Below are 24,805 nucleotides of genomic sequence, written 5' to 3'. Positions count from 1 at the left end.
TTGACAGGCATGGCCGATAAACCGGTTTTAGATACCAGAAAACTTCGGTGCATCGTTTTATGCGAAGCTAATGAGTTTTCCGAATGGGAGGCGCAGGCGTTAGAACATGCTCTGACGTCCGGTCATTTGGAATTGGCAGGACTGGTCGAGAGACAAGACCGCTCTGAAGCAGCAAAACCCAACAAATGGGCAAAGCGCTGGAATGAACGCACCTATGCTAGCTGGCGCGCCTTCGATCGCTTCTTTGTGCGCCCTTTCAGCAAGGCTATCCCCCCACGAGAGCTTACATTTGACACTTCAAGCGTTCCCACCTTTCAGGATACGCCGAAGAAGGTCGGAAAATTTGGTGAAGCGCTAAGTGAAAGCGCCATACAGTTTGTACGATCGCTCGAGCCTGATTTGGTCATCCGGTTCGGTTACGGAATTTTGAAGGGCGAAATTCTCGATATTCCATCGTACGGAGTATGGTCATTCCATCATGGTGATCCGTCAGCTTACCGGGGTCAGCCTCCCGGCTTCTGGGAAATTTTCCATGGCAGAAATCACACCGGTGCCATTCTCCAAGTATTGAGCAGCGAGCTGGATGCCGGACGGATACTCCATAAAGGGCGCTTCCAGATCGCATCTCAATCGTACGCACAAACGCGAGATTATTTGTATTTTGGGACTGTTCCGTGGCTTGCTCGTGCCTGCGCAGATATCCGGTACAACGGCTGGGAGGCAGTAGCGAGAAGATACGAGTTGAGCGAAGCGAACGGAAAAATCTACAAACAGCCGAACAATATGCAAGTGATAGGTTTTGCCGCGAAAATTGCCCTCAATCGCTTGAAGAACATATCCAAGTACAAACTGCATCGTCAGCAATGGAATGTCGGGGTCGCTGCCGCGCCTATTCAAACGGTTGCCGGGCTTGACGGCGATCGCGCGCAAGCTCGGGCAATTCGCTCAGCCGTTTGGATGTCGCCCAAAGGTGCGGAATTTTTTGCTGATCCGTTCGGCTATATGACTAAAGGCGGCAGAGTTAGGATCCTCTTCGAAAGATACCTGTGGCGCGAAAAGAAGGGCGTAATCGCCAGTTCAACTTTTACGGACGGTAAGTTTTCGACTGTCGAGAATGAACTGGTGACGCAGAACCATCTATCCTATCCGTTCATTATGGAAAGTGAGGGGACCACACTCGTACTTCCCGAGCAAAGCGATCAGCAGTTAGCTACGATCTACGAACTCGACCTCCAGGATCGATTGAAGGAGATCGGCCCACTTCCCGGTCAAGGCAGGCTTATCGATACGACGATCGTAAAGCTGGACGGTGTCGATTGGGCGTTCGCAATAAAAGAGGAAGGTGTAAAGAATACGCATCTTTACGCTTATTACTTCGACGAGCTAATGGGTGACTGGACACCCCATCCGTTAAATCCGATAAAATCGGACATTACCTCTGCTCGCCCTGGCGGTACGATGTTCTTCCATGGAGGAAGCATATATCGTCCGGCGCAGGATTGCGCGGCTCATTACGGCAGCGCCGTCTCGCTCTGCGAAGTTACGGAGCTAACGAAAACCAATTTCGAAGAGCGCATTGTCTCACGCGTGACACCGATTGATGGAGGCCTTTACCCGGACGGGCTTCACACATTGTCGGCGGTTGGAGATTATACGCTCATCGACGGCGCGAAGAACAGGCTGGTCGGCGTTCCCTAAAACGGGGAAGTATGGAGGAACTTTCTGCCAAACGGCATGGCGACCGGTCTTTGTCTACCCTCGGACAATTCGAACAGAACCGGCGCTATTTATGCTTAACCTTGACGCCTAGAACTCCCAGGTATTTGCCGGCGGCTTCTGACAGTTGCGCTGCACAATAGAACCACTGAGGGCGCTCTCCCTTCAATGTCCGGATAAAGGGCCGCGAGAGCGCGCGGACGGCGGTGCCGGTACTATGAACGACCATGCGAATATTGCTCGAACCTTCGTTCAGCATCGTTCGCACGGATGAATTGCCCATCCAGAAGTGCCGACGAAGTTGATATGGAAACGTCAGACGATTTTCGTCCTCATTCTCGAAGACTTTCGCATTGGCAGCGAAGACGATCCGATAACCTTCTTTCGCCACTTGCCGATAGAACACCATGTCCTCGCCGCCGATGCGTCCGAATTCAGGATCGAAGCGGAGATCCTGTCGATCCGAGAAGATACTCGCCGGGATCATGCTGTTATTCGTGAATGCCGAATCTAGTATTGTGCCTGTCGGTGCTTCGAGATTGGCGAGGTTAAGAAACGGCTGTGTCTTCAGCCAGTTAGGCGCGTCGTCCGGTGCTCGGCGGAACAGCGGGCCCGTAACGATGTCGGCATCGTATTCTCGCTGCACCCGCAGCAATTCGGACAGCCACTCGTCGCTTGGCTCGCAGTCGTCATCCGTCATGGCGATCCAGTCCGCCCCGCCGTCTGCCGCCGTCTGGAGCACCAGATTGCGTGCGATCGAGATATTCCGCTTGCCCGAATGGCGGTACTCGATCCCGCGCTCGAACCGGTTGGCGAACGACATCACGAGGTCGCGGGCCTGCTGGTCCGCGCTATCGTCGACCACCACCACGCCGAGCGCGTAGAGTTCGCGGTCGTTGTCGGCGAGCTCCCCCAGCCTGTTCAGCAACAAGGCGAGGGGCTCGTTGCGCTTGTAGGTGCAGATTGCTGCGGTGAGGTTGGGGCGCATGGGAAAGCTGTCGTCTGAATGATTGGGGAGGCGCGGCTTCGCATATAGAGGCGGGAAGGTTAAAGCATCCCCAAAACTTCTACCTCATGACTGCATGATAGGGCGGAGGGCGGAAAACGCCGGCCTTTCACTTGGCGTTCAGCGAGCGCGGAGCTATAGGCGGCGCCATGATCAATTCCATTCGTTTGCCGCTTCTCGCCGCTTCCGCCGTGTCGGTCCTTGCCCTCAGCGGCTGCGCTTCGTCGAATGCCGGCCCTAACGATACGGCCTACGTCGCGCGTGATGTCGAAACGCTTTATACCGAGGCAAAGGCGCGGCTCGATCGCGGCCAGCCGAAATTGGCGGCGGCCCTGTTCGACGAGGTCGAACGTCAGCACCCTTATTCGCCGTGGTCGCGGCGTGCGCAGTTGATGAGCGCGTTCAGCTATTACGTGGCGTCCGATTACAACCAGGCGATCCAGAGCGCGCAGCGCTTCCTTTCGATCCACCCCGGAAACAAGGATGCGCCCTACGCTTATTACCTGATCGCGCTCAGCTATTATGAGCAGATCAGTGACGTACAGCGCGACCAGAAGGTGACGGAGCAGGCGCAGGTCGCGCTGCGCGAGGTGGTTCGCCGGTTCCCCACGACCAGCTATGCTGCCGACGCGAGCCTGAAGCTCGATCTGGTGCAGGACCATTTGGCGGGCAAGGAAATGGAGATCGGACGCTTCTACCAGGAGTCCGGTAAGTGGCTGGCAGCGGAAATCCGTTTCCAGAACGTGATCGACAATTTCCAGACCACGAGTCACGCTGCAGAGGCGCTTTACCGGCTTACGGAAAGCAGCCTAGCACTCGGGGTACCGGTCGAAGCGAAGAAATACGCTGCCGTGCTTGGTGCGAACTATCCCGACAGCGAATGGTACGAGAAGGCGTATGAGCTTATTCAGGACCACGCCGCCAACGTCACCGTAAGCTGAAGACCTGCACTGAAGCGCGGTTAGCCATAGTTTACGCTTTTGCATCACTTGCGGGTTATCACCGCGGTCGATGCGTGAATTTCTCAAGACCGTCCTTCGCCTCCTAGTCGGCGTCGTTATTGTTGCCGTCCAAGCGCCGGCCTTGGCTCACCCTGCCGATGAGATGGTCGGCGGTCCGCTAGCGGAAGCGAAAGTAAGCATCAGCGGCGTTCTCGATGGCCGGCGCGACAGGATCGCATTCGGCGAAGGCGTCGAATTGGCGGTCAACGACACCAAGGCCGCGCTTTCGCCTGACGGACACTTCGCCGCGGTGGTGCGGCCCAGCCAGTACTACGCCCTTACGGTTCGCGGCCCGACAATATTCGAGACACGGCAGACCTTCGGGCATGCAGAACTGTATCGTTCCGACTGCGAATGCCTTGCCGTACCGGCCATTGAGATCGTCGCGCGCAAGAAAGGCCGTATCGAACTGTTCTTCGGCGGCGACAGCATGGCCGGCAGGCGGTATTTCGAGCCGCGCTCGGACGGGATGTCGGTCCTGACCCATGCCAACCTCGATAGCGACCTCGACAAATTGCTGGTTCATATGAAGCCCTATTGGAACGGCAGCGACCTGACTTCGATCAATCTGGAATCGGTGGTGGCGGATACCGAGCCGGGACCGCCGGCACCGAAGAAATATTTGTTCTTCACGCCGACCGCTGCGCCCAAGGCGCTCGCGCGCTCCGGCATCGACCACGTATCGCTGGGGAACAACCATACCGCCGACTACCGCGCGGCAGGGCTCGCAACGACGATTTCAGCGCTGGACGAAGCCGGCGTCGCATTCTCGGGAGCAGGTATGGACGTGCATCAGGCGGAGGCCGCGAGCATTTTCCGCATCGGCAAGCAAAGCCTAGCAATCTACGGTTTCGTCGGATGGCGCGGAAACTGGACGCCGAACCAGACCGCTACCGAAACGAAGGCGGGCGCCGCGTGGGGTACGCAGCAAGCAGTCGAACGCATTACGCGGCACGAGCGCCGGGCCGGGCATATTCCCATCATGCAGTTTCACGGCAATCTCGAGTATGGCGATCGTCCTTCGGCGCTTTCGCTCCCGCGTTTTCGTGGTGCGATCGAGAAGGGTGCGCCAGTCGTCATCGGGCATCATCCGCATGTGACGCATGGTCTTGAGATTTACCGCGGCGGGCTCATCGCGCATTCGCTGGGCAATTTCCTGTTCGATCAGGATCACCCGCACACGCAGGTCAGCTATGGGCTGAAAGTGTGGCTCGAAAACGGAAAGTTCCTGCGCGCCGAAGCGATCCCGATCCAGCTTCTGGATTACCGGCCGGTCCCGGCCACGGACGGCATGCGCCAAGCGAGCCTCCGCAGGCTCTACTGGCTTTCGGCGGAGATGGGTACGCAGCTACTGCAATCAGGCGGACACGCGGTCGTTTGGAACAGGGGTACGCGGACCACGCGAGCGGGCTGCACTAAGTACGCTTCGACATCGATAGCGGACTTCGGACCGGTCTGCCGAGAAGCGGGGGCGGAGTTCGGGCGCAACATGGTTCCGCGTGGGGATTTCGAGAACGCACTGGTCGGCGAAGCCCGCGATCGTTTCTGGCGAAGCGAAAACGCCGGGTTCGAATTTGCTTCCGCCGGGCCGGGGACAACCCATTTGCAGATACTTCCTGAGGACGCCTCTGATCCGGTCTATCTCTATTCGCAGTCCTACATTCGCGATGTCTACGCGACGCGTTTCACACTCGAAGCACGGGTGCGTACGTCCCGCGCTTTGAAAATTAACTTGCTGATCAAGGATCGACCGATGGCAAAGGATAGCCCGAGTCGGTCACGGAGTGGGGACCAGATCGCCGAAACTTCGGTTCCGGCTAGCGAAGACTGGCAAACTATCCGGTTCGATTTCGAGCGGCCGCCCGATGCGTCGGGCGAAGAGCAGATCAACGCCCCGGGTGCAGCGCGTGCTTTCCGTCCGATACTGGAATTCGCCATCGAGGCCGGAGCGCCGATGCAAGCCGGCTTTTCGCTGGACGATATCGCTTTGATCGAATGGCCGGACCAGAATGCGCAGGCCGATCCTGCGAAAGCGTGGCTTTGGACGCATCGCGGTATGACGCAACAAGCGGCCCTTGATGTCTCCGCGGAGGCTTTCCCCACATCAGAACAATGAAATCGGTGACGCAACCGCTTGCTTGCGCTAACCCCGCTGGCGAAGATGCTGACCCGCCTATCCATTCGCAATATCGTGCTGATCGAGGCGCTCGACCTCGATTTCCAGGGCGGGTTGGGTGTGCTTACGGGCGAGACAGGCGCCGGCAAGTCGATCCTGCTCGACGCGCTGGGGCTCGTTCTCGGCGACCGCGCCGACAACGGTCTGGTTCGCGCAGGCGCGGACAAGGCAAGCGTCACCGCGAGCTTCGAGTTTGCGAAGCTGCCCGATGCGCTCGCGGCCACGCTGGACGACGCTGATATCGAGCGCGAGGACGGCGAGCCGATCCTCATTCGCCGCCAGCTCAAGGCCGATGGCGGCTCCAAGGCCTTCCTCAACGATCAACCGGTCGGCGTCGCGTTGCTACGCGAGATGGCCCCGGTTCTCGTCGAACTTCACGGCCAGCACGACGACCGCGGCCTCGTCAATCCGAAGGGACACCGCGCTCTGCTTGACCGCTACGCCGGGGTCGATGCCGCTTCCGTGACCCAGGCCTGGAAAGACTGGCGGCAATGCGAAACGCGCCTTGCCGAAGCACGCGACCAGGTCGAACAGGCGCGGGCCGATCAGGACCTCCTGCTCGCGCATGTCGCCGAACTGACACAGCTCGAACCTCAAGCAGGTGAAGAGGCGCGCCTCGCCGAAACGCGCGCGTCGATGCAGAAGGGTGAGAAGCTGTCGGGCGATCTGGAGGAATTGCGCCACATCTGGGACGGATCCGATTCGCCCTTGGCCGCGCTGCGGGTGGCGGCGCGGCGGCTCGACCGGATCGCGCCGGAGCATCCGCTGCTGGCCGAGGCGCTGGAAGCGCTCGACCGGGCGGTGATCGAAGCGGGGGAAGCGGAAGACCGTCTCTCCGCCGCTGCCGAGGCGCTGGTGCACGATCCCGCTGCACTCGAGGCAGCGGAGACTCGGCTGTTCGACCTCCGCGCCTTGGCGCGCAAGCACCGCTGCGACGTGGACGAACTCCCCGAAAAGATGCGCGAAATGCGCAGCGCGCTCGATGCGATCGAGGGCGGGGAAGCGCAGCTCGATGCTCTGGAGGCCGCGGCGAAGGAAGCGGGACAGGTCTATGCCGCGCGGGCCGAGGCGCTACATGCCAACCGTGTCGCCGCAGCAATGCGTCTGGACGAGGCTGTCGCCGCCGAACTCGCACCGCTCAAGCTCGATGCCGCGCGGTTCAAGACCGCGGTAGCCGAGCAACCTGAAGATCGCTGGGGGCCACACGGCATCGACACGGTCGAGTTCCTCATCGCGACCAACCCGGGCGCGGATTTCGCGCCGCTCGGCAAGATCGCGAGCGGCGGCGAGCTCAGCCGCTTCATCCTCGCGCTGAAGGTCGCCTTGGCCGAGCAAGGCGGGGCGGCAACGGTTATTTTCGACGAGATCGATCGCGGGGTGGGCGGCGCGGTGGCTTCCGCCATCGGCGAACGGCTCGCGCGGCTGGCGGACGGCGGACAGTTGCTCGCGGTAACGCACTCACCTCAAGTTGCCGCGCGCGGTGATACGCATTACCTAATCGCGAAATCGTCCGAAGGGACGGTCACGCGCACCTCGGTCGCGAAGCTCGGTGAAGAGTCCCGCAAGGAAGAGATCGCGCGAATGCTCTCGGGCGCGGAAGTCACCGACGAAGCCCGCGCGCAGGCGAACCGGTTGCTGGAGGGGGTCTAATGGCGTCCGGTATTGCCGAAGCGGAAGCCGCAAACGAGCTCATGCGGCTCGCCCGCCAGATCGCGAAGCACAACCGGCTCTACCACGGGGAGGATGCGCCCGAGATCAGCGATCAGGAATATGACGCGCTCGTTCGCCGAAATGCGGAACTCGAAGCCGAATTTCCGCATCTGATCCGCGCCGACAGTCCTTCGAACGCGGTCGGGCACGAAGTCGCCGCGTCGCCGCTCTCCAAGGTCAGCCACGAGGTTCGCATGATGAGCCTCGACAATGCCTTCGACGACGAGGAAGTTGCCGAGTTCGCCGCCAGGGTTCGCCGTTTTCTGAACCTCGATGACGATGTTGCGGTCGCGTTTACGGCCGAGGACAAGATCGACGGTCTCTCCTGCTCGCTTCGCTACGAAAAAGGTGTACTCGTGCGCGCTGCCACGCGCGGAGACGGACAGGTTGGAGAGGACGTGACCGCAAACGTCGCCCATATCGCCGACATCCCGCAGAAGCTCGATACGCGGGCACCGCCCGAGGTCTTCGAGGTGCGCGGCGAAGTCTATATGGAGAAGCAGGCGTTCGCAGCGTTGAACGAAGCGCAGCAGAGCGCTGGCGGCAAGCTGTTCGCCAATCCGCGCAATGCCGCGGCCGGATCACTTCGGCAGAAGGACGCATCGGTTACCGCAAAGCGGCCGCTTCGCTTCTGGGCGCATGGCTGGGGAGCGGCTTCGGACGTACCCGGCGAAACGCAGGAAGATGTGGTCCGCCAGATCGCGCAATGGGGCTTTCCCGTTTCGCCGGACTTCCGGCGCGCGGAAACGCTCGAGCAGATGTACGAAGCCTACGCTGACATTGCGCAGAAGCGGCCCGATCTTCCGTATGAAATCGACGGCGTCGTATACAAGGTCGACCAGCTCGACTGGCAGCAGCGGCTCGGCTTCGTCGCAAAGGCCCCGCGCTGGGCACTGGCTCGCAAGTTCCCCGCGGAACGGGCCGAGACGATGCTGGAGCGCATCGACATTCAGGTGGGACGCACCGGCAAGCTGACGCCAGTTGGGCGTCTTGCGCCCGTGCTTGTCGGCGGGGTTACGGTGACCAACGTTACGCTGCACAACCGCGACGAGATCGAACGGCTCGGCGTGCGGCTTGGTGACCGCGTGCTAATCCAGCGGGCGGGCGATGTCATTCCGCAGGTGGTCGAGAACCTGACCCCGGACGCCAAGCGCGCAGCGTATCGCTTCCCCGACCATTGCCCCGAATGCGGGAGCGAGGCGGTCGCGGAAGAGGGCGAAGTCGATGTCCGCTGCACTGGAGGGCTGATCTGCCCGGCCCAGCGAAGCGAGCGCCTCAAGCATTTCGTATCGCGCGGCGCGCTCGACATCGACGGGCTCGGCGAAAAGACGATCGACGAATTTCTAGGTGCCGGATTGCTGGAAAGCCCTGCCGACATCTTCCGCTTACACCAGCAACGTGAAGCGATCCTGGCGCGCGAAGGATGGCAGGACAAGTCTGTGGATAACTTGTTGGCATCTGTGGAAAAGCGCCGCAAGCCCGATGCCGCACGCCTGCTGTTCGGCCTCGGCATTCGGCACGTCGGCGCGGTCACGGCCCGCGATCTTATGAAGCACCTTCACGAGCTTCCAGCGCTCAGGGAAGTGGCCGAACGCGCGCAGTCGGGCGACGAGGCGGCGGCAGCCGAGCTTACTTCGATCGACGGGATTGGCGGCGCGGTGGTGGAGGCGCTGGGCGACTTCTTCCATGAAGATCACAACAAGCAGGTATGGGACGATCTCCTCAGCGAAGTGTCGCCGTCGCGCTACGAAGTCGAAACGCGCGACAGCCCGGTTGCGGGTAAGACCGTCGTGTTCACTGGCAAGCTCGAAACTATGAGCCGCGACGAAGCCAAGGCGCAGGCCGAACGGCTCGGCGCGAAGGCGAGCGGTTCGGTCAGCGCTAAGACCGATTTGGTCGTGGCCGGACCGGGTGCTGGCAGCAAGTTGAAGAAAGCGAGCGATCTCGGCATCGAAGTGATCGACGAAGCCGAATGGGCCGATATCGTCGCTGCGGCGGGTTAGCTTTAGTCGTTCGGCATCAGGTGAATTTCACGCACGCATGACGTGTCTGGCTGGCTCAGTGCGAACACGACTGCATCGGCGACATCCTTCGGCTGCAGCTTGGTCGGCTTGTCCTCGTCGAAGAACTCGGTGTTGACCATCCCCGGACTGATGACCGTGCAGCGCCCCTGCCATTCGCGCATTTCCTCCGCCAGATTGCCGGCGAAACCGTGAATGAACCACTTCGTTGCGCTGTAGATCGAGCCTTTCATGTGATCGCGCCCCGCCTTCGATCCGGTTATGATGAAGTGCCCCTTCGTCTTCCTCAGTTCGGGAAGGGCAGCGTGCGCCGTGTAGAGCACGGCCATGATGTTGAGGTCGATCATGTCCTTCCATTCGACCGGCTTGCCCTTCTCGACGCCGGGATGCTCGACACCTGTACCGGCATTGGAGAACACGGCTTCGAGGCCGCCGAACTTCCCGATTGTCTGGGAGACTGCGTCTTCGACCTGAGACCGGTCGGTGACGTCGCATTCGATCGCGAGCGCCTTGTCGCCGATCTCGGAAGCGATTGCATCGAGCTTGTCGCCCGAACGCGCAAGCATGGCGACGTTCCACCCGGCTTTGGCGGCGGCGCGTGCGGTGGCTTCGCCGATACCCGAAGAGGCACCGGTGATGAGGAGTGTTTGCGGCATGATTGATCCTGTCATTTCGATGGGGTTTGCGAAACTAATGGACCGCGCGCACCTCCGGTTCCGGGACCCACTTCATCACGCTGCCCGAAAACGGCGTCCACCAGCCCGTCTTCACGCCTGCTTCGGCGAGCCGGTTGCCGACCCAGCTGTTGCAGGTCGTGATCGGGTTGTATCGCCCGAGCGCGTCGTAATGGACGTCGCCTAGCTGATAACTCGTGTAGCGCTTTCGCAGCGAAGGTAGGGCGGCGCGCGGCATCGATGCTTCGATCCCGCGAACGAGCCGCTCGTACTCCCACGGGCGAAGGCGCAGCGGACGGTGATAGGGCCCGGGGGCGGGGCGGACGTAGTGCGAAACGCGCAGCAACGTATCCCCCCCGATCGTGATGACGCGAAGGGCGGTCAGCGGATCGAGCTCTCCCCACGTCGGGACGTTGAGGAAGACTTCCCGCTCGCCCCAACCGACTGCGATGTGCGTCGGCAACTCGCCTGAACGGGTTGGCTCCCCGGCGCTGGGAAAGACGGTGCGCCAGTCGATAACGTCGCTGACGATCGGCATGACGATGCCCGTGTGGACGCCGTTCGTTTCGATGAGGACCGTGACGCCTTCGTCCGGCTCGCTCCAGTTTGCATTGCGCGGGATGGAACTGCCGATCCAGGCGGCAAGGAAATAGGCGGCGACAACTGCCAGCAGTCCGAGCCCAATGCGGGCGGCCCAGTTCTTCGGCCAGTATCGGCGCAAAGCCTGCTTTTCTACCTGCGCTTCCTCAGCCATAGGATCGACCAATCCCCGTTCACGAGGCGCTTGGCAAGGCGGAAACCGGCACGACGATATGCCTGCCGCACGGCGCGCTCCTGCGTTTCGAGCAGTCCCGCGAGTACGACATTGCCGCCGGGCGGTACATGATCGGCGAAGTCTCGCGCCAGTTCGACAAGCGGACCTGCCAGAATGTTCGCGATAAGCAGATCGTAAGGTCCGCGCATTTCGAGCAGGGGGTGGTCCATGCCGTCGGCGACCAGCATGGTCAGCTTGCCGCGACCGCTGCCGAGCGGCACGTCATTGAGCAGGGCGTTGTGTTCGATGACGTCGAGGCAGACGGCATCGATGTCGCTCGCCGTGATCGTAGCCGACGGCCAGAGCGTCCGCGCACCGAAAGCGAGGAGGCCGGTCCCCGTTCCGATGTCGGCGATTGCGCGAACCCGTACGCCGCTTGCGCGCATGGCGGTCAGCATCTCGAGGCACCCGGCGGTGGTCTCGTGTTGTCCGGTTCCAAATGCCTGGCTTGCCGGAATGACGAGATCGATGAGCGACGCATCGCCCCGTGCCGGATGATCGGGCGTATGCACGTAGAACCGCCCCGCCGTGATCGGCTGCGCGCCGTTCTGGCTCATCGTCAGCCAGTCCTCATCTGCGAGTTCTTCGGTTACGAATGCCGGTGCACCGCCTTCGAACAGGCTGCGGATCGCATCTTCGTCATCATCCGTAGGGCTGCGCGGTAGGAAGGCTTCGAGCACCCACTCCTGCGGGCGGTTTTCGGCAATTTCGCGCCCCACCAGAACGATCTCTCCGTCCCAGTCCTCGCGCTCGTCCTGTTCGAGCAAGGCCGCCTGCACGGCCCGCTTCGGCGCAAGGCCGCTGATCTTCCAGCTACTCGGCATTAGAAACGCACACCGCTGAGCTTGGTGATGAGTAGAAAACAGCCGCGCCTCGTTTAGCGAACATAGCTTGCGCCATTGGCGTCGATGGTCGCGCCGGTCATGCTGGGCGGTGCATCGAGCGCGCAGAAGGTAGCGATTGCCGCCATCTCTTCGGGCTCGGCCACGCGGCCGAGCGGGATGTCGGCGAGGAGGCCCGCGCCCCCCCGGCTTTCAAGATAGTCGCCGGCCATTGCTGTATCGGTGAAGCCCGGGGTTACCGCGAAGCTTAGAATGCCCACGTTCGCATAACCCCGCGCGATCGTCTTGTGCATCGCCAGCATCCCGCTTTTGGCCGCGGCATAGTGCCAATGCGCCGGCGAATCGCCGCGATGTCCGGCACGGCTCGCGACATGGACGATCCGGCCGGGAACCGAGCGTTCCTGCCAGTGCCTTACTGCAAGGCGCGACAGCAGCGCGGCGGAGGTAAGGTTGATGCGCATGGTCGCTTCCCACGCATCGAGCCATTCGATGTCGCTTGTGTCGACGGGGTTGGGCGAAAAAAGTCCGGCGTTGTTGATGAGCACATCGATCGCGCCGCCGCTGCGATCCAGCGCCTCTTCCCACAACAACTTCGGAGCAGAAGGCTCGGTGAAGTCTGCGGCGATGGTTTGGTCGTCCCGGGCATTGGTCGCGTGTCCGATTACGGTCGCGCCGCGCGCTTCCAATACCTTGCGGGTGGCAGCGCCGATCCCGCGACTCGATCCGGTAAGCAAGATAGTCGTCATGCGCGCCCGTATCAGGAAAAACCCTCGCCTTGTCGAGCAAGGCCGCCTTGCACGGTGCGTCCCATGCGCTAAGGGGAGGGGCACGATCTTAGAAAAGCGAACGGATTAACGAGTTTCATGGCCGACAGACCGCTTTCCCCCCATTTGACAATCTGGAAATGGGGTCCGCACATGCTGACCTCGATCCTCCACCGGGTCACCGGTGACGGCATGGCGCTGGTCGGGCTCGCGGTCCTTCTGTGGTGGCTTGGCGCGCTTGCCAGCGGACCCGAAGCATACGCGACCTTCGTTTCGGTCATGACGTCGTGGTTCGGCTATATCGTGCTGGTCGGTTTAACCTGGGCATTCTTCACTCATATGATGAGCGGGCTGCGGCATTTCGTGCTCGACATCGGCGCGGGCTACGAACTCGACACGAACAAGACCTGGGCGACCCTTTCGCCCGTTATCGCCATCCTGCTCACCGCAGGTTTCTGGGCGCTGATACTGCTAAGCTGAACGGAACAGGTTTGAATTATGGGTAACGGAACCTCCATCGGGAAAGTTCGCGGGCTCGGCTCCGCGCATCAGGGACCGCATCACTGGCTGCTGCAACGTTTCACCGCGATCGGCAACCTGGTGTTGATGCTGTTCCTGCTGGCGAGCTTCATTTTCCTTCCCGACCTGTCCTACACAACGCTGCGCGAGTGGTTCGCCCGCCCGCTTCCCGCGACCGCGGTGGCCCTGCTGGTCGTGAGCGTATTCTGGCACGCCCGGCTCGGCCTTCAGGTCATGCTCGAGGATTACGTCGATAACTCGGGCAACAGGTTCGCACTTATCGCCTTACTCAACCTCGCCGCAGTAGCCGGCATCGGGATCGGACTTTTCTCAATCGCCAGCATGGCATTCGGAGGTGCAGCCTGATGGCCGCCAATTCAGGGAACCCGGCACCGCAGACCGGCGATCAGACACCCACCGACAAGAAGGCGCCTGCGGCGGGCGGTACGAGCAGCAACGCCTACCCAATCGTCGACCACACCTATGACGTGGTAGTGGTCGGCGCCGGCGGAAGCGGACTGCGCGCTACGATGGGATCAGCCGAAGCCGGCTTCCGTACCGCGAACATCTCGAAGGTATTTCCGACCCGCTCGCACACGGTCGCGGCGCAGGGCGGGATCGCCGCCTCGCTCGGTAACAATACGCCCGATCACTGGTCGTGGCACATGTACGATACCGTCAAGGGATCCGACTGGCTCGGAGACCAGGACGCGATCGAATATCTTGCGCGCGAGGCACCTGCCGCAGTCTACGAACTCGAACACGCAGGTGTTCCGTTCAGCCGCAACAAGGACGGCACGATCTATCAACGTCCGTTTGGCGGGCACATGCAGAACATGGGCGAGGGTCCGCCGGTGCAGCGCACCTGCGCCGCCGCCGACCGGACCGGCCATGCAATGCTCCATGCGCTCTACCAGCAGAGCCTGAAGTACGACGCGGACTTCTTCATCGAATATTTCGCGATCGACCTCATCATGGAAGGCGGCGCTTGCCGCGGCGTCATCGCGATGTGCCTCGACGATGGCAGCATCCACCGGTTCCGCTCGCAGAGCGTCGTGCTGGCGACCGGCGGTTACGGCCGCTGCTACTACACTGCGACGAGCGCCCATACCTGCACCGGCGATGGCGGCGGGATGGTGCTACGCGCGGGTCTGCCGCTGCAAGACATGGAATTCGTGCAGTTTCACCCGACCGGCATCTACGGTGCGGGCGTGCTCATTACCGAGGGCGCGCGGGGCGAGGGCGGCTACCTCACCAATTCCGAGGGAGAGCGCTTCATGGAACGCTACGCCCCGTCGGCGAAGGATCTGGCGAGCCGCGATGTCGTGTCGCGCTCCATGGCGCTCGAAATGCGCGAGGGGCGGGGCGTCGGTCCGGAAGGCGATCATATCCACCTGCACCTCGATCATATCGATCCGAACGTGCTGGCGGAGCGTCTGCCCGGCATTACAGAGAGCGGAAAGATTTTTGCCGGCGTAGACCTGACTCGGCAGCCGCTGCCGGTCACACCGACAGTCCACTATAACATGGGCGGCATTCCGACCAATTATCACGGCGAGGTCGTCACCATCGGACCTGACGGTAATCCCGACCATGTCGTCCCCGGTCTCTACGCGGCTGGCGAAGCGGGCTGCGTGTCGGTGCACGGCGCAAACCGTCTGGGATCGAACTCTCTGATCGACCTCGTCGTGTTCGGCCGGGCGATCGGTCACCGTCTCAAGGACACGATTACGCCCGGCGCGAGCCAGAACGAACTTCCCAAGAACAGCGCGGAGATGGCTCTCACTCGTCTCGATCACTTCCGCCACGCAAAGGGCAGCGCGCCGACTGCCGCCATTCGGGCGGAAATGCAGAAGACGATGCAGACCCACGCCGCGGTTTTCCGCGACAGCAAGCTAATGTCGGAAGGTGTGGAGAAGCTCGCTGCCACCTATAGCAAGATGCAGGACGTCAGCGTCACCGATCGCTCTCTCATCTGGAACAGCGACCTGATCGAGACGATGGAACTCGACAACCTCATCGCGCAGGCTTCGGTCACGATGGCCTCAGCAGAAAACCGCAAGGAAAGCCGCGGCGCACATGCGCACGAGGACTTCCCGGACCGCGACGATGCAAACTGGATGAAGCACACCGCGGCATGGTTCGAGGGCTGGGGCGGCAAGGACGGCGCGGTCAAGATCGACTACCGCCCGGTCCACGAATACACGCTGACCGACGACATCGACTACATCGAGCCGAAAAAGCGGGTGTATTAACAGTAGCGGGGCGCGGCTTCGGCTGCGCCCTTTCTAATCCGCGCGCCGGGCGTCCACAATCCTGACGGGCTGGGCGAGCATCTGGCCCTTCATCCAGCCTTCGCCTTTGTCCGGATCGGTCGGGGCTGCGTGGATCGCTTCGACCACGTCCATGCCCTCGGTCACGTAACCAAAGACGGCATAGCCGTCGCGGAACTGCGGATCTTCCGCGTCCGGCTGCGCATCCATGCCGGTCTGGTCCTGCAGCATGATCGAGAAGTCGCCGGTTGCCGTACCCGGCTCGTTGCGGGCCATCGATAGCGCGCCGCGCGTATGGCTGAGGCCGGTTTCGCTCGTCGGTTCGTGCGCGATAGGATCGAGGATACGCTTCGGATCGAACTGCGCCCCGCCCTGAATGAGACCGTTGGGCTGATCGCCCCAGTCGAGCCGCATCGCGCGATAGAAAACCGTGCCGTCGAGCCGGTCCTCGTCGACGTAGCGCAGAAAGTTCGCGGCGGTAATCGGCGCGCGCTCGGTTTCCAAAGCAACGGTAATATCGCCCATGGTGGTCTTGAGAATCACGCTCGTCGTCTCGTAATCCGGGGCGGCAGGCGCGGCTTCCTGTGCGGAGGTGATGGCGGCCAGCGGAAGAAAGGCGAGGCTTACGATTCGTTTCATCATAGGCGGAAGTATAGACGCGGGCCGCAATTCGCCAACCGCGCGTCAGATGACCCCGGCGATGAGGCCGCGGTCGAGCGCTTCGTCTGCTGGAATGTACCAGTTGTCCGGCGCCTTGCTCCTGATCTCGTCGAACGAAACGTCAGAACCATCGCAGAGGGCGCTGAACCCTTCTTCCTCGATATTGATCGAGTGTTCGATCTCATGCAGCGCCGCCTTCAGCTGGTCGGTACAGCTCCTGAGCGGTCCGGACAGGTTGATCGTCTTCGACAGGTGGCGTTCGTGCACCATCAGCCGCGTACCTTTCGTCAGGTAACGTGCGGACACCGGAAATCCTGCCATGAAGGTCGCCCCGGCCGAGTAGACAGCGGCCTTGCCAAGGAACAGGAGTTCGCGCTTCGCTTCGCGCAGCAGGCGGATATCGTCGGCCATGCAGCGGGCGATCTCGGGATTGCCGCCAAGCGTGGTGATGTTGATCACCAGCGGCCCGTCGTCGGGAGCGGCGCCGAGTTGCCGTCTGAACTCGTTGTACATCGCTTCGTCGACGCCGCCGACCAGGCGTAATTGCGGAGAGGTCAGGACGGTCGTCTGATCGATGTCGGGCATGGGTATCCTTTGTCTGAAGAGGCAAACAGGGAAGGCGCGAGGCACTCCATTAGTTCCGCACCCCTGTCGTTCGTCGATAAATCTTGCCGGTTTGCAGGGAAACGACGTTTACAAACGTAACCGGTAGCGTTTACAACTGTAATCAGAAGCGCCGCTCGATGCGGTGAGGAGTTTTCGATGACCAGACGTGCCGCCCCCGAACCCGAGCGCATCAGCGATGCGGAACATGCCGTGATGGAAGCGCTCTGGGAACAGGCGCCCATGTCGGCCGCCGACGTCTGCGAAGCCGTTTGCGAAAAGCGCGACTGGTCGATCGCGACCGTGAAGACCCTGCTTTCGCGCCTGGTCCAGAAGAACGCCATTGCGGCGGAAGCGGACGGGCGCCGCTTTCTCTATTCGCCTGCCATTGCGCGCTCGGATTACGTCGGCGGAGAATCGCGCCGTCTCGTCGACCGGCTGTTCGGCGGTCGCGCTGCGCCCCTGTTCGCGCAGCTGGCGGAAAGCGAGGCGCTGACCGAAGCCGATCTTGCCGAGATGGAAGCCCTTTTGAAGGAGCTGAGAAAATGAGCACCTTTCTTGTCGATACGATCCTGTGGACCGGCGTTCTCATCATGGCCGTGCTGCTCTTGCGCCGGCCCGTACGCCGATATTTCGGCGCGAAATTCGCTTACGCTTTGTGGCTGCTGCCGATGCTTCGGTTGATCATGCCGCCCATTTCCTTGCCGCACTGGATGAAGCATGCCGACGCTGCGGTCGTAAGTGAGGGCATCGCAGCGCCCGCGCTCGCCGCTGGTCCGGCCGCGCCGACCCTGCTCGAGGCAACCAACCAGACGCCGCAGACCTTCGCATCACCGGTCGATTTTACCTGGCCGCTACTGGCGGTCTGGTTCATCGGGGCGAGCATCTTCATGTACCGCCGTTTTGCCCAGTACCGGCAGATGCGGGCGCAGATGTTGGACGAAGCGCGATTCGTCGGTGAAGTCGGCGACATCAGGCTGCTCGAGACTTCCAATACCGAGGGACCGGTTGCTTTCGGAGTGCGCGACAAGGTCGTGGCCCTGCCTTGCGGGTTCATGGCGCAGGCGGACCGCAATGCGCGCAATCTCGCCATCGCGCACGAACTCGCGCATCACCGCGGCCGCGATCTGCTCGTAAATTTCGCCGTGCAGCCGCTTTTCGCGATGCACTGGTTCAATCCGCTCGGTTGGGCAGGTTGGCGTGCCATGCGCCGGGACCAGGAGGCTGCCTGCGACGCGCGCGTGGTGAGCGGACTGCCGCGGCAGGAGCGCGCCGATTATGCCGGGGTCATCGCCCGTTTCGCCAGCGGCGGCCATGCAACCCTTGCAGCGCCGATGGCCTGCTCCGTGCTTGGCGAGAAATCCATCATCGAACGATTGAGGAGCCTATCCATGTCCGATCCCACCCCGCGCCGCCAGATGGCAGGACGCATACTCCTGGCCGGCGCTGCGCTGGTCCTGCCGCTGACCGCTTCCGTCACCTACGCGAGCGCCCAGTCCGGCGATACGCCCCCTGCGCCGCCGGAAGCGCCGCCCCCGCCCGATGCGCCATATGCCCCCGACGCACCGCTTCCGCCCGAACCGCCTCTTCCGCCGGAACCTCCGCTGTACGATTCGGGCTTTTACGAGGGCGAGGCAGCCTATCTACGCAGCGAAGCGGAGGCAGAGCGCGCCATGCGTCATGCCGAACGGCAGATGGAGGCTGCGGAGCGCGAGGCGGAGCGCGCCGAACGCGAATGGCATCGGCACGAAGCGCTGCAGGAAGCGCTGGAAGTTCGGCTCGGCCGGCAGCACAAGCAGGAAGAGCTGGCCGAACAGCGGCTCGAACGCATGTTCGAACGGCGGCAGGAGCGCGTCCATGCGTCAAATGGACACCGCGTGGTGCGCGGCAGCCGCGAGGACCGCGAATTGCGGCAGGCGCTCGCGGAGCTCGATGTGGATCTTGCGGAAATGGAACGCGACGTCGAGCGAGCCGTGGCCGAAGCGCGGCACAGCGCGAATGTAGCCGTAATCAACTCGTGCCCGAAAGGTACTAGTTACACCGAGACCGTCACCGAAAACGGCAAGACGACGGTTCGCGTATGTGCCTCGCGCATCGCTGCGCAGGCGTTGGCCCAGGCGCGTAGCGGCCTGGTAGAAGCCCGCGCCGCGATCGCTGCCGATCGCGATATGGAGCGGGACGCCCGGGCGAAAGCGCTGCGCGCTCTCGACCGCGAACTTGCCCGTATGAAAGCGAGCTGAAAGCCGCTCCGCTTCAGCGCAGCCGGGTGATCTCGTCGCAGCTCGCGTCGTCACCCTGAAGACCGAGGCGTAGCGCCTGCATCCGCTGTTCGCTCGTTCCGTGGGTGAAGTTCTCCGGGTTCACCCGCTGGCCCTGCTGCTCCATGAGCGTATCGTCGCCGATGGCACTGGCGGCCTGCATTCCTTCCTCAATATCGCCCGGCTCGATGAGGTTGCGGTTCTTCCCTGCCCACACGCCGGCGTAGCAATCAGCCTGCAGCTCCATCAGGACCTGTAGCTGATTGGCGGCACGCGGGTTCTGCGACTGTGCGCTACGGATCTGGTCGGAAATGCCGGTAATGGTCTGGATGTGATGGCCGTATTCGTGCGCGATGACGTAGTAGCGGGCGAAGTCGCCGCCTGCGCCCATCTGCCGCTCCATGGTGTCGTAGAAGCTGGTGTCGAGGTATATGCCCTGATCGGCCGGGCAGTAGAACGGCCCCATCGCGCTGCTCGCGCTGCCGCAGCCGGAGTTGATGCCGCGGCTGTACAGGGTAAGCGTCGGATCGCTGAATTCGATACCGGCCTGCTGGAAGACCGGTTCCCAGGTCTGGTTGAGCGATTGCAGCGCATTGCACGCCTCGGTCGCATATTCGCTTTCGGTGCAGACCTCCTGCTCGCTCGCATCACTTATGGTCGCGCTGCCGCCGGACTTTTGCTGAACGCCTTCGACGACGCCGATGGTCTGCATCGGATTGATGCCGAAGACGAGCGCGCCGATCGCCGCGATGACGAGCGTACCGCAGCCGATCTTCCCGCCGCCCCCGCCTGGAAAGCCTCCTCCGCCTCCGCCGCGCACGCTGATATTGCCGGTGTCGAACGGATTGAGCCGCATTTCGCATTTCCCCCAAAGATGATCGGTGCCGCCGTCAGGCAGGCGTGAGTTCGTTGTAGCGAACCACTGCCGATTGCCAATGTTCCGCTTGCCGGGAACGAGGGGTACGCAGCAAGCCGTGCACTAGCGGTTCGGCCAAAGCGTCGTTACATGGGCCGCCACACGCTCACCCCTCATCAAGAAAAGCGATTCTCTTAAGTGGCATCCTTCGACATCCCCATCGGCCTCACCTTCGACGACGTGCTGCTACGCCCGGCAGAAAGCGACATCCTGCCTTCGATGGCGGATACCCGCACGCAGCTTACCCGCGGCATCGCGCTTAACATTCCCGTTCTGTCGGCAGCGATGGATACCGTCACCGAAGCCGACATGGCGATCGTGATGGCGCAGCTCGGCGGGATCGGCGTGCTCCACCGCAACATGGAAACCGACGAGCAATGTGCGGCTGTGAGGGCCGTCAAGCGCTTCGAAAGCGGGATGGTCGTCAATCCGATCACGATCCAGCCCGAAGCGACGCTGGGCGATGCGCAGGCGATCATGACGCAGCACCGGATCAGCGGCATTCCGGTGACGGACCGCGACGGGAAGCTCGTCGGCATTCTCACCAACCGCGACGTGCGCTTCGCCGAGCAGCCATCGCAGCCGGTGCGCGAGCTAATGACGACCGAGAACCTCGCCACCGTGCCGCTCGGGACCGGACAGGAAGAGGCGCGCCGCCTGCTGCACCAGCGCCGGATCGAGAAGCTGATTGTGGTGGACGACGATTATCGCTGCATCGGCCTCATCACCGTCAAGGACATCGAGAAGGCGGTCAACTATCCTAACGCGACGAAGGATACGGGCGGCAGGCTGCGAGTGGCCGCGGCGACGACGGTCGGCGACAAGGGCTTCGAGCGAAGCCAGGCGCTGATCGACGCGGAAGTCGACGTGGTCATCATCGACACTGCGCATGGGCATAACCGCGACGTCGCGAAATCGGTTGAGAAGGTTAAGAAGATTTCGAACCACGTGCAGGTCATCGCGGGTAATGTCGCGACCGCCGAAGCGACCCGCGCGCTGATCGATGCCGGGGCGGATGCGGTGAAGGTCGGTATCGGACCGGGCTCGATCTGCACCACGCGCGTCGTTGCGGGCGTCGGCGTGCCCCAGCTGACCGCGATCATGGAATGCGCCGAGGAAGCTGCGAAGTCCGAAGTCCCGGTCATCGCGGACGGCGGCCTCCGTACCAGCGGCGACGCGGCCAAGGCACTGGCGGCGGGCGCGTCCACGCTGATGATCGGTTCAATGCTGGCAGGCACTGCGGAAGCCCCGGGCGAAACCTTCCTCTACCAAGGCCGCAGCTACAAGAGCTACCGCGGCATGGGCAGCGTCGGCGCGATGGCGCGCGGCAGTGCCGACCGCTATTTCCAGCAGGACGTGTCCGCAATGAAGCTCGTTCCCGAAGGGATCGAAGGGCAGGTTCCCTACAAGGGGCCGGCGGCCGATGTCGTTCACCAGCTGGTCGGCGGGGTAAAGGCGGCGATGGGCTATACCGGCTCTGCTACGATACCCGACTTGCAGAAGCGTGCCCGGTTCGTCCGGATCACCAATGCGGGGCTTTCCGAAAGCCATGTTCACGATGTCGCGATCACCCGCGAAGCACCGAACTACCCGACCCGGTGACGCCTGCTGCTCGAGTTCAGGCCGCCATCGAACTGCTCGATGAGATTATCGAGGCGGCGCGGGGGCAGGGCGCGCCCGCCGACCGGCTGATCGTCAACTATTTCAAGCAGCGCCGCTACGCCGGATCGAAAGACCGGCGGGCGGTGCGCCAGCTCGTTTACGATGCGATCCGCGCGTGCGGACCCATTCCGCCAAGCGGGCGGGCGGCAATGCTGCGGCTCGCCGAAAGCGACGCTGCGATTGGCGAGGCCTTCAGCGGAACGCCTCACGGTCCGGTTCCGATCGAACCCGGTGAAACGGCGGCGAAAGCAGGCATCGCGCCGCAATGGATAGCAGAGGCGCTTGCCAAGTCCGGTATAACGGGGACCGAGGCCGAAGCGCTTCTAGGCCGTGCGCCACTCGATATCCGGGTGAACGCACTTCAGACTTCGCGTGAAGAGATCGTCCTTCCGGTCCCCGGCGAGCCGCTCGCCGCGCCGAACGCTTTGCGGTTCGAGGGCGGAACGGGCGTGCTGCAATGGGACGCTTATGCACGCGGCCTGTTCGAGGTGCAGGATCACGGCAGCCAGCTCGCCTGTATCGCCGCCGCGGTGCAGCCGGGCGAGACGGTCATCGACCTTTGCGCGGGAGCGGGCGGGAAGACGCTCGCGCTTGCCGCCGCGATAAAGAACAGCGGCACGATCGTCGCAGCCGACACGGTTAAGCGCCGGTTGGCGCAGCTTGCGCCGCGTGCCGAGCGGGCCGGCGCGTCGAACATCACCGAAGTGCTGCTCGATCCGGGCAAGGAAAGCGAGATGCTCTCCGAATGGGCAGGCAAAGCGGACCTCGTGCTGGTCGATGCGCCGTGCTCCGGGACCGGCACCTGGCGGCGCAATCCCGAAAGCCGCTGGCGGCTTACGCCGAACCGCCTGGACAAGCTCGTCGCGGAACAGGCCCGGCTGCTCGATATCGCTGCGGGATTGGTGAAGCCGGGAGGGCGGCTCGTCTATGTCGTCTGCTCGCTGCTCGACCACGAAGGCACCGATCAGGTCGAGGCGTTCGTGGAGCGCAACCTCGCTTTCGAGGCGCGACCGATCGACTTGCCGCGGGGGCGGGCGCACGGTCACGGCCACCGGCTGACGCCTCACAATGACGCAACCGACGGATTCTTCATCGCACAGCTAGGTACGGTGTGATAACGAGATAATTCATGGCCCATACAGCCGCCTTCCGGCCTTCGGGCAACGGGACCTATCCCGCCAAGGAGTTCATCATGCGTTACGCGCCCGCCGCCGCTGCCCTCTCGCTCGCCCTTGCCGTGACTTCAAGTGTCGCGACCAGTGCCCAGCCGGAGGCAAGCCCGCGCGCCGCGATGTTGATCAGCGAAGGCCGGGCCGCGCAGGATGCGGGCCGCAGTCAGGACGCGATCGACGCCTTCGAAGCGGCGCTGACCGTCGATCCTGCCTATACCCCGGTTTTGATCGACCTTGCCGAAGTCGCCCGCGACCAGGATTTGCAGGGCAAGGCGATCCGCTATTACCGCGAGGCGCTTGAGCGCGATCCGAGCAACTTCGCCGCGATCTCGGGCGAGGGCGAGGCCCTGGCGGAGAAGGGTGCCTTTGATCAGGCGCGCGCCAATCTCGCCAAATTGCAAAGCATGTGCGGGGACAGCTGTCCGGAAACGCAGGCGCTCGCCGCAACGATCGCGTCGCCGCCCGCGCGCCCGGTCCTGACCGCCGAAGCGCGCGCGGACGCTGACGAGCAGCCGCAAGTTAACTAGGCGCTTCTCCTGATTCAGATCAGCGCACGAAATTCCTCGAGTACCGCGCGGTAGATGCGCTTCTTGAACGGCACGATCATGTTCGGCAGCTGTTCGGGATCAATCCATTTCCAGTCGCAGAACTCGGGCGGATCATGCGCTTCGATGTCGACATCCGCGTCGGTCCCGGTGAAGCGGGCAAGGTACCATACCTGTTCCTGCCCGCGGTACTGACCCTTCCACAGCTTGCCGATCAGTTCCTCCGGCAAATCGTAGCGCAGTTGTTCTTCCATCTTGGCGATGATGGAGATGTGCCGGGGTACGACTCCGGTTTCCTCGCCGAGTTCGCGTAGGGCAGCGGCTTCGATATCTTCGCCCTCGTCGATCCCGCCCTGCGGCATCTGCCACCAGTCGCCTTCCTTGTTGTCGATGCGGCGACCGACGAAGGCTTCGCCCCTCGCGTTGACCAGCATCACGCCGACGCAGGGGCGGTACGGGAGTTCCATCTTCTCATCTTCGGTCATATGTTCTTGCCTTCGATGCGTGCGAGCATCGCCTGCATCGCCGCCAGCATCGCGTCGAGGTCGCCCTGCGCGCTCGGCAGCGCCTTGCGCAGCGTCATGAAGCCGTGGATCGTCCCCGGAAATTCGAGGTAGCTGACGTCGATACCCTGCTGGATCAGGTGCGCGGCGTAATTACGGCCTGAATCGCGCAAGGGATCAAGCCCGGCGGTACACAGGACGGTCGGCGGGAAGGATGCGTGTTCGCCCGCCATCGGCACGTTGCGAGGGTCCGCCGGATCGGCCGCATACTGCTCCGTGAAGAAAGCCATGGTCTTGTGCGTGAGGAGATAGCCTTCGCCGAAATCGCGGAAGCTCTGATGCTGCGACACGTCGTCCGCCACCGGATAGATCGGGGCCTGCATGATGACCGGAACCGCGGCGGGCTCAGCGGTAAGCTGGTTGGTCACGACGATCGTGAGGTTTCCGCCCGCGCTGTCGCCCATCGGGATGAGGCCGGTAACTTCGCGCCCCAGTGCCTCGGGCGAACCTGCGATCCAGCGCATGGCCGCTTCGCAGTCGTCGGGAGCAGCCGGGAAGGGAGCTTCGGGCGCGAGCCGGTAATCGACCGACACCACCGGCAGGTCGAGCCGTTCGCAGATATGCGTACAGAGGCTGTGGTAGATCTCGAGGTCGCCGATGACGAAGCCACCGCCGTGCATGAAGACCACGACCGGACCGGCTTCGCGCGTATCCTTCGTATCGTAGAGCCGCAGCGGAATATCGCCTGCCGGGCCGGGGCAGGTGAGATCGCGGATCACCGCCAGATCGACCGGGTCCGCCTCTGCAAGCTTGCCCATCGCGGCCATGCCCTGCCGGCCTTCGGCGATCGGCAGATCCTCGACCCCCGGACGGCCCATCTGCTCGAGCATGCCGAGGAAGGCGCGCACGTCCTGTCTTACGAAGTGGTCGCTGTCAGCCAAATCTCGCTCCTTGGTGCTTCGTTCTCAAA

General features: G+C 62.7%; 23 protein-coding genes. 13 read left to right on the top strand and 10 right to left on the bottom strand.

The annotated features are described in order from the left end of the window. Positions 1-9: 9 nt before the first annotated feature. Positions 10-1,698, top strand: a complete 1,689-nt coding sequence (locus tag HUV48_RS02915; protein ID WP_176266260.1) for a glucosamine inositolphosphorylceramide transferase family protein — start codon at positions 10-12, stop codon at positions 1,696-1,698. A gap of 85 nt (positions 1,699-1,783) precedes the next feature. Here the strand turns inward: HUV48_RS02915 and HUV48_RS02910 are convergent, their stop codons facing one another. Then, the gene (locus tag HUV48_RS02910) at positions 1,784-2,704 is read right to left on the bottom strand and encodes a glycosyltransferase family 2 protein (protein WP_176266259.1); all 921 of its coding nucleotides are present in this window, start codon (positions 2,702-2,704) and stop codon (positions 1,784-1,786) included. A 167-nt stretch (positions 2,705-2,871) separates the two neighbouring features. Between HUV48_RS02910 and HUV48_RS02905 the strand changes: the two genes are divergently transcribed. The 4 genes from HUV48_RS02905 to ligA all read left to right on the top strand — a co-directional run bounded on the left by HUV48_RS02905 (position 2,872) and on the right by ligA (position 9,612). Beyond that, complete coding sequence (locus tag HUV48_RS02905) at positions 2,872-3,663, top strand: outer membrane protein assembly factor BamD (protein WP_176266258.1); 792 nt, start codon at positions 2,872-2,874, stop codon at positions 3,661-3,663. Between the two features lie 70 nt (positions 3,664-3,733). After that, positions 3,734-5,839: a CapA family protein gene (locus tag HUV48_RS02900; RefSeq protein WP_176266257.1), complete on the top strand. Its 2,106-nt coding sequence runs from the start codon at positions 3,734-3,736 to the stop codon at positions 5,837-5,839. A 45-nt stretch (positions 5,840-5,884) separates the two neighbouring features. Beyond that, positions 5,885-7,549, top strand: coding sequence for a DNA repair protein RecN (recN, locus tag HUV48_RS02895; protein WP_176266256.1), 1,665 nt, complete (start codon positions 5,885-5,887; stop codon positions 7,547-7,549). Further along, positions 7,549-9,612 (top strand): NAD-dependent DNA ligase LigA, encoded by a 2,064-nt coding sequence (gene ligA / locus HUV48_RS02890; protein ID WP_176266255.1) that lies wholly within the window; start codon positions 7,549-7,551, stop codon positions 9,610-9,612. Before recN ends, ligA begins: the two co-directional genes overlap by 1 nt. A gap of 2 nt (positions 9,613-9,614) precedes the next feature. Here the strand turns inward: ligA and HUV48_RS02885 are convergent, their stop codons facing one another. Genes HUV48_RS02885 through HUV48_RS02870 form a run of 4 tightly spaced genes read right to left on the bottom strand, consistent with a single transcriptional unit; the run spans position 9,615 to position 12,706 of the window. Next, positions 9,615-10,286 (bottom strand): SDR family oxidoreductase, encoded by a 672-nt coding sequence (locus HUV48_RS02885; RefSeq protein WP_176266254.1) that lies wholly within the window; start codon positions 10,284-10,286, stop codon positions 9,615-9,617. A gap of 34 nt (positions 10,287-10,320) precedes the next feature. Next, positions 10,321-11,058, bottom strand: a complete 738-nt coding sequence (locus tag HUV48_RS02880; RefSeq protein ID WP_176266253.1) for a DUF2459 domain-containing protein — start codon at positions 11,056-11,058, stop codon at positions 10,321-10,323. Continuing rightward, on the bottom strand, positions 11,037-11,942 hold the full coding sequence (locus tag HUV48_RS02875) for a 50S ribosomal protein L11 methyltransferase (RefSeq protein WP_176266252.1): 906 nt from the start codon (positions 11,940-11,942) through the stop codon (positions 11,037-11,039). The genes HUV48_RS02880 and HUV48_RS02875 overlap by 22 nt, the downstream gene beginning before the upstream one ends. A 53-nt stretch (positions 11,943-11,995) precedes the next feature. Next, positions 11,996-12,706: an SDR family NAD(P)-dependent oxidoreductase gene (locus HUV48_RS02870; protein ID WP_176266251.1), complete on the bottom strand. Its 711-nt coding sequence runs from the start codon at positions 12,704-12,706 to the stop codon at positions 11,996-11,998. Positions 12,707-12,823: 117 nt separating this feature from the next. Here HUV48_RS02870 and sdhC point away from each other — a divergent pair, with 117 nt between their 5' ends. From sdhC to sdhA, 3 genes are read left to right on the top strand one after another with little or no spacing between them, the layout of a single operon-like run. Continuing rightward, the gene (gene sdhC, locus HUV48_RS02865; RefSeq protein WP_176266250.1) at positions 12,824-13,204 is read left to right on the top strand and encodes a succinate dehydrogenase, cytochrome b556 subunit; all 381 of its coding nucleotides are present in this window, start codon (positions 12,824-12,826) and stop codon (positions 13,202-13,204) included. A gap of 18 nt (positions 13,205-13,222) precedes the next feature. Then, on the top strand, positions 13,223-13,609 hold the full coding sequence (sdhD, locus tag HUV48_RS02860; protein WP_176266249.1) for a succinate dehydrogenase, hydrophobic membrane anchor protein: 387 nt from the start codon (positions 13,223-13,225) through the stop codon (positions 13,607-13,609). Then, on the top strand, positions 13,609-15,498 hold the full coding sequence (gene sdhA, locus HUV48_RS02855; RefSeq protein WP_176266248.1) for a succinate dehydrogenase flavoprotein subunit: 1,890 nt from the start codon (positions 13,609-13,611) through the stop codon (positions 15,496-15,498). The genes sdhD and sdhA overlap by 1 nt, the downstream gene beginning before the upstream one ends. A 33-nt stretch (positions 15,499-15,531) precedes the next feature. Here sdhA and HUV48_RS02850 read toward each other — a convergent pair whose 3' ends face one another. Together HUV48_RS02850 and HUV48_RS02845 are read right to left on the bottom strand one after the other, a co-directional pair. Further along, positions 15,532-16,158: a peptidylprolyl isomerase gene (locus HUV48_RS02850; RefSeq protein WP_404799912.1), complete on the bottom strand. Its 627-nt coding sequence runs from the start codon at positions 16,156-16,158 to the stop codon at positions 15,532-15,534. Between the two features lie 42 nt (positions 16,159-16,200). Further along, positions 16,201-16,761: an ATP-dependent Clp protease proteolytic subunit gene (locus tag HUV48_RS02845; protein WP_176266247.1), complete on the bottom strand. Its 561-nt coding sequence runs from the start codon at positions 16,759-16,761 to the stop codon at positions 16,201-16,203. A 177-nt stretch (positions 16,762-16,938) separates the two neighbouring features. Here HUV48_RS02845 and HUV48_RS02840 point away from each other — a divergent pair, with 177 nt between their 5' ends. Together HUV48_RS02840 and HUV48_RS02835 are read left to right on the top strand one after the other, a co-directional pair. Beyond that, positions 16,939-17,328 (top strand): BlaI/MecI/CopY family transcriptional regulator, encoded by a 390-nt coding sequence (locus tag HUV48_RS02840; RefSeq protein WP_176266246.1) that lies wholly within the window; start codon positions 16,939-16,941, stop codon positions 17,326-17,328. Next, the gene (locus tag HUV48_RS02835; RefSeq protein WP_176266245.1) at positions 17,325-19,019 is read left to right on the top strand and encodes a M56 family metallopeptidase; all 1,695 of its coding nucleotides are present in this window, start codon (positions 17,325-17,327) and stop codon (positions 19,017-19,019) included. The genes HUV48_RS02840 and HUV48_RS02835 overlap by 4 nt, the downstream gene beginning before the upstream one ends. Before the next feature lie 13 nt (positions 19,020-19,032). Here HUV48_RS02835 and ypfJ read toward each other — a convergent pair whose 3' ends face one another. After that, a complete protein-coding gene (ypfJ, locus tag HUV48_RS02830; protein ID WP_176266244.1) occupies positions 19,033-19,893 on the bottom strand; it encodes a KPN_02809 family neutral zinc metallopeptidase in 861 nt (286 codons plus the stop codon). A gap of 198 nt (positions 19,894-20,091) precedes the next feature. Here ypfJ and guaB point away from each other — a divergent pair, with 198 nt between their 5' ends. From guaB to HUV48_RS02815, 3 genes are read left to right on the top strand one after another with little or no spacing between them, the layout of a single operon-like run. After that, positions 20,092-21,555, top strand: coding sequence for an IMP dehydrogenase (gene guaB / locus HUV48_RS02825; RefSeq protein ID WP_176266243.1), 1,464 nt, complete (start codon positions 20,092-20,094; stop codon positions 21,553-21,555). Beyond that, a complete protein-coding gene (locus HUV48_RS02820; protein WP_176266242.1) occupies positions 21,552-22,730 on the top strand; it encodes an RsmB/NOP family class I SAM-dependent RNA methyltransferase in 1,179 nt (392 codons plus the stop codon). The genes guaB and HUV48_RS02820 overlap by 4 nt, the downstream gene beginning before the upstream one ends. Positions 22,731-22,744: 14 nt before the next feature. Then, positions 22,745-23,314 carry a tetratricopeptide repeat protein gene (locus HUV48_RS02815; RefSeq protein WP_225871486.1) on the top strand — a complete coding sequence of 190 codons (570 nt, stop codon included), beginning with the start codon at positions 22,745-22,747 and terminating at the stop codon, positions 23,312-23,314. Between the two features lie 14 nt (positions 23,315-23,328). On the opposite strand, the gene HUV48_RS02810 is transcribed toward HUV48_RS02815, so the two are convergent. Both HUV48_RS02810 and HUV48_RS02805 read right to left on the bottom strand, forming a co-directional pair. Next, positions 23,329-23,817, bottom strand: coding sequence for an RNA pyrophosphohydrolase (locus HUV48_RS02810; RefSeq protein WP_176266241.1), 489 nt, complete (start codon positions 23,815-23,817; stop codon positions 23,329-23,331). Then, positions 23,814-24,776, bottom strand: coding sequence for an alpha/beta hydrolase (locus HUV48_RS02805; RefSeq protein WP_225871485.1), 963 nt, complete (start codon positions 24,774-24,776; stop codon positions 23,814-23,816). Before HUV48_RS02805 ends, HUV48_RS02810 begins: the two co-directional genes overlap by 4 nt. Positions 24,777-24,805 lie beyond the last annotated feature (29 nt).

This window comes from Qipengyuania atrilutea, from assembly GCF_013370205.1.
Classification (GTDB): Bacteria; Pseudomonadota; Alphaproteobacteria; order Sphingomonadales; family Sphingomonadaceae; genus Actirhodobacter; species Actirhodobacter atriluteus.
This window is presented reverse-complemented; position numbering and strand designations above follow the sequence as displayed.